The 4,317-nt window shown below is 61.5% G+C and carries 5 protein-coding genes; 4 read left to right on the top strand and 1 reads right to left on the bottom strand.

The features are described 5' to 3' along the window. The first annotated feature begins 107 nt into the window (after positions 1-107). Together IQK56_RS11525 and IQK56_RS11520 are read left to right on the top strand one after the other, a co-directional pair. Entirely contained in the window at positions 108-842 is a 735-nt protein-coding gene (locus IQK56_RS11525) for a response regulator (protein ID WP_122305484.1), read from the top strand. Continuing rightward, positions 832-2,301 (top strand): ATP-binding protein, encoded by a 1,470-nt coding sequence (locus tag IQK56_RS11520; protein WP_122305485.1) that lies wholly within the window; start codon positions 832-834, stop codon positions 2,299-2,301. The genes IQK56_RS11525 and IQK56_RS11520 overlap by 11 nt, the downstream gene beginning before the upstream one ends. 13 nt (positions 2,302-2,314) lie before the next feature. Here IQK56_RS11520 and IQK56_RS11515 read toward each other — a convergent pair whose 3' ends face one another. Then, positions 2,315-3,244, bottom strand: coding sequence for an AraC family transcriptional regulator (locus tag IQK56_RS11515; RefSeq protein WP_122305486.1), 930 nt, complete (start codon positions 3,242-3,244; stop codon positions 2,315-2,317). Between the two features lie 327 nt (positions 3,245-3,571). Between IQK56_RS11515 and IQK56_RS11510 the strand changes: the two genes are divergently transcribed. Both IQK56_RS11510 and IQK56_RS11505 read left to right on the top strand, forming a co-directional pair. Next, the gene (locus IQK56_RS11510) at positions 3,572-3,913 is read left to right on the top strand and encodes an antibiotic biosynthesis monooxygenase family protein (protein WP_016975490.1); all 342 of its coding nucleotides are present in this window, start codon (positions 3,572-3,574) and stop codon (positions 3,911-3,913) included. Positions 3,914-3,957: 44 nt separating this feature from the next. Next, entirely contained in the window at positions 3,958-4,203 is a 246-nt protein-coding gene (locus IQK56_RS11505) for a hypothetical protein (protein WP_150677466.1), read from the top strand. The last annotated feature ends 114 nt before the right edge of the window (positions 4,204-4,317 follow it).

Raw genomic sequence — 4,317 nt, 5'->3', positions numbered from 1 at the left:
GTCGCACCGCCCCTCCCACACTTTGATCTGTGAACACAATCAAATGTGGGAGGGGGCTTGCCCCCGATGAGGCCATCAAGAACACCCATAACAACAAGGAGGACCCCGTGAGCGTAATCAGTAAATCGATTCTCCTCGTCGACGACGACCAGGAAATCCGCGAATTGCTGCAAACCTACCTCAGTCGCGCCGGTTTCCAGGTGCGTGGCGTGCCGGATGGCGCGGGGTTCCGCCAGGCGATGAACGAGGCGCCGTGCGACCTGGTCATCCTCGATGTGATGTTGCCGGACGAAGACGGTTTCAGCCTCTGCCGCTGGATTCGCCAGCATCCGCGCCAGGCGCAGGTGCCGATCATCATGCTCACCGCCAGTTCCGACGAAGCCGACCGTGTGATCGGCCTGGAGCTGGGCGCCGATGACTACATCGGCAAGCCGTTCAGCCCCCGTGAGTTGCAGGCGCGGATCAAGGCCCTGTTGCGCCGCTGCCAGTTCGGCCAGGAGCGCAGCGGGAATGGCGATGTGCTGGTGTTCGATGAATGGCGCCTGGACATGATCAGCCACCGCCTGTTCCATGTGGACGGTGAAGAGGTGATCCTCTCCGGGGCCGACTTCGCGCTGCTCAAATTGTTTCTCGACCACCCGCAACAGATTCTCGACCGCGACACCATCGGCAACGCCACCCGTGGCCGCGACCTGATGCCGCTGGACCGCATCGTGGACATGGCGGTGAGCCGGCTGCGCCAACGCCTGCGCGACACCGAAAAACCCCCGCGGCTGATCCGCACCGTACGTGGCAGCGGTTATCAACTGGCAGCCAGCGTGGTTGCCGGCAATGTCCAATGAGTCGGTGACCGAACGCCGTCGCCGCTTTCCGGTACCGCGCTCGCTGCTGGGGCGCATGCTGCTGTTGACCTTGCTCGCGGTGTTGTTCGCCCAAGCGTTGTCCAGCGTGATCTGGGTCTCGCAGTTGCGCGCCACCCAGCTTGAGGGCCTGGTCACCAGCGCCCGCAGCCTGGCGCATTCGATGACCGCCAGTGTGAGTTACTTCCGTTCGTTGCCCGTGGCCTATCGCCCGCTGGTCCTCGACCAATTGCGCAGCATGGGCGGCACCCGGTTTGTGGTGACCCTCAATGACCGCCCGCTGGACATGCAGGTCTTGCCCGAAACCCCGCGCAAACAGGCGGTGCTGGTGGCGGTGGATGAAGTGCTGCGCCAGACCTTGGGCGCCGACGTGCATATCTCGGTGGAGTTCGTCAGCGCCGAAGACCTGCGCATCTTCAACGCCGGTCTCAAGCTCGATGAGTTGCCGCGCTCCTGGGCCCATTACGCATTGACCCTGGAACCGGTAAACCCGCCGGTGCTGGTGACCCAGATCCAGCTCGCCCCAGGCGAATGGCTGTACATCGCTTCGTTGCTGCCTGAGCCTTACACCAGTCTTGAAGAACAGGGCCTGCCATCCCAGCAGGTGTGGTTTATCGTGCTGACCAGCGGGTTCCTGCTGTTGTTCATTGGCCTGCTGGTGCACTGGCAGAGCCGACCGCTCAAGCGCCTGGCGCGGGCGGCGCGGGATATGTCCCTGGGCGCCGATGTAGAACCGGTGGCCGAAGGTGGCGGTAGTGAAGTGGTGGAAGTGGGCCGTGCATTCAATGCCATGCGCGAGCGCATCAGCCGCTACCTGACCGAGCGCAGCCAGCTGTTCAGCGCGATTTCCCACGACCTGCGCACGCCGATCACCCGTCTGCGCCTGCGCGTGGAACTGCTCGAAGATGAAAACCTGCAAACCAAGTTCGGCCGTGATCTGGATGAGTTGGAACTGCTGGTGAAGGGCGCGCTGCAATGCGTGAAAGACACGGACATCCACGAGAACATCCAGCCGGTCGATCTCAACCATGTGCTCGAATGCCTGGTGGAGCCTTATGTCGCGCCCAACGGCAACGGCCGCGTGACCCTGGATGGCGCTGCATTGGCGGCCTATCCGGGCAAGCCGCTGGCGCTCAAGCGTTGCATTGGCAACCTGATCGACAACGCGTTGAAGTACGGGCAGAACGCGCATTTGCATATCGAGGATGATGGCGCGGAATTTGTCCTGCACGTCGACGATGAAGGTCCTGGCGTGCCGGAGCAGCGCTTGGAGCAGGTGTTCGAGCCGCACTTCCGCCTGGCCGGGCAGCAGCAGGGCTACGGGTTGGGCTTGGGCATTGCGCGTAATATCGCCCACAGCCACGGTGGTGAAGTGAGTTTGCAGAATCTGCGCGAGGGTGGGTTGCGGGTGACCCTGCAACTACCGCGCACCCTGGACTGACAAACACTGAAGATCAAATGCTTTGGCGCAGTCTGGCCAGGTCTCTCAGCGGCGGCGCACCAAATAGTCGGCTGTACTCCCGGCTGAATTGCGACGGGCTTTCATACCCCACCCGATAACCGGCTGCCGAGGCTTCAAGCCCTTCGGCAATCATCAACCGCCGCGCTTCCTGCAGGCGCAGTTGTTTCTGGTATTGCAGCGGGCTCATGGCAGTGATCGCCTTGAAGCGGTGATGCAGGGTCGAGACGCTGAGGTTCACTTCCCTGGCCAGGTCATCGATGCGCAGCGGTTGCTCATAGTTGCCATTGAGCCACTTGATCGCCTGGCTCACCCGATGGCTCTGACTATTGGCCACGGCAATTTCATACAGGCGATACCCCTGTGGCCCGCGCAACAGGCGGTAAAGAATTTCCCGGTTGATCAACGGCGCCAGCATGGCGATGTCTTTGGGCGTGTCCAGCAAGCGCGCCAGGCGCAGCACGGCGTCGAGCAATTGGTTGTCGATGCGGTCCACGTACATGCCGCGTGATGTCGGGCGCGTGGGGACGCCCATGGGGCCGGCCTCTGCAATCAGGGCCGTGAGCTGCGCCGGGTCGATGTTGATGCGCACCGACAGGTTCGGATCTTCCGGCGTCGCATCGATGATCCGCCCGGCCACGGGCATCGCCACCGAGAACACCAGGTAATTGAGCGGGTCGTAGGCAAAGATTTCATCGGCCAGGCGCACTTCCTTGCTGCCATTTGCGAGGATGCACAGCGCGGGCTCCACCAGCACCGGCATAAAGTCGCGCGGTGTGTTGTGACGGTTCAGGTACAGCGACGTGATTGCAGTGCCATAGGATCCATCTTCCCAGGTATGCCGGTGCACGATACTGGCCAGTTCGGCGCGCTGTTTTTCCATCTCGGCATCGAGGGGAATGGGCTGATGTTCGGGCGACGACATGAAGCGTCCTCTGCAGGCGGTTTTGATGGGGTCAGCTTAGCGGCGGCTTTTCAAACAGTGTTAGGTCGATTCTGCATAATCCTTGCCTGATCCTGCGCCATGTGGGCAATCAGGCAAGCACGAGGCCTGTCATCTCCCTGAAACACGGCGTTTGCGCATGCGTAAAACCGCTGGGCCGAACACCCGGTTTACGCTTCTCGCAGGATTGTGCAATAAGCCGGCAGGAATCGACTAACCGCGTTCCGCCCTGCGCCGCTATTGTTGATCCTGTGGCAACACACCCTCACAGTGCTTGCCGAGCATCACTTCTCAACGGGAGAGTCGAACATGTCCACCCCCATTCCCGCGAGCCATATGGCCTTTATCCGTGCCCGCACCGGGTGCAGCACCGAACTCGGTGCACGTTTGAGCAGTTTGATCGAACCAGGGCGTCAGGCTCAGGGTTGTCTGCAATTCTCGTTGCAGCATTCCCAGGTCGACCCCGATGTGTGGTTGGTCTCGGGTTTCTGGAGCAGCGAGCAGGCGATGAGCGCCTACTTCAACTCGCCGGCGCTGATGATCTTCACCGAGTTGTTGAACGACATGGTGGTGCGCAGCATGGATTTTCAGACCTTCACCGACGCATCCGCCGCCCACGCCTATGGCGAGTACCTGCAACTCGCCGGTTGAACCGGTTTAGAATGGCCGCCTTTCCATTGGCCAGGACCTGCAACATGGCACGTAAACAATTTGCCCACCACGAAGTCGTTTCCGCCGTAGTACCGGGTGAAGGAGGCTACAGCGCCGCCGTCGCCGTCAAGGCACTGGACGGTATGGGCGCACCGCAGTTTCACAAGATCCTGGATGGACAGACGTTCAAGACGGCTTCGGATGCCGATGATGCGGCGACGCTGCAGCTTGCAGGCTTGGTCGACGTGGATGCAGAGGGTCAACTGATTTGGGCGCCTGCCGCTGACTAAATGTGGGAGGCCCCACTACCTCTTCGACGTAGCGCTGTTGCGCAGCAAACTGCGCGCGCCTACGAAATCTGCGGCTCAATAAGTCGGCTTCACGCGGTTTGAGTGTGGGAGGGG

This window comes from Pseudomonas cyclaminis (assembly GCF_015163715.1).
Lineage (GTDB): Bacteria > Pseudomonadota > Gammaproteobacteria > Pseudomonadales > Pseudomonadaceae > Aquipseudomonas > Aquipseudomonas cyclaminis.
The sequence above is the reverse complement of the archived record's forward strand: the minus strand, read 5'-3'. Positions and strand labels throughout refer to the sequence as shown.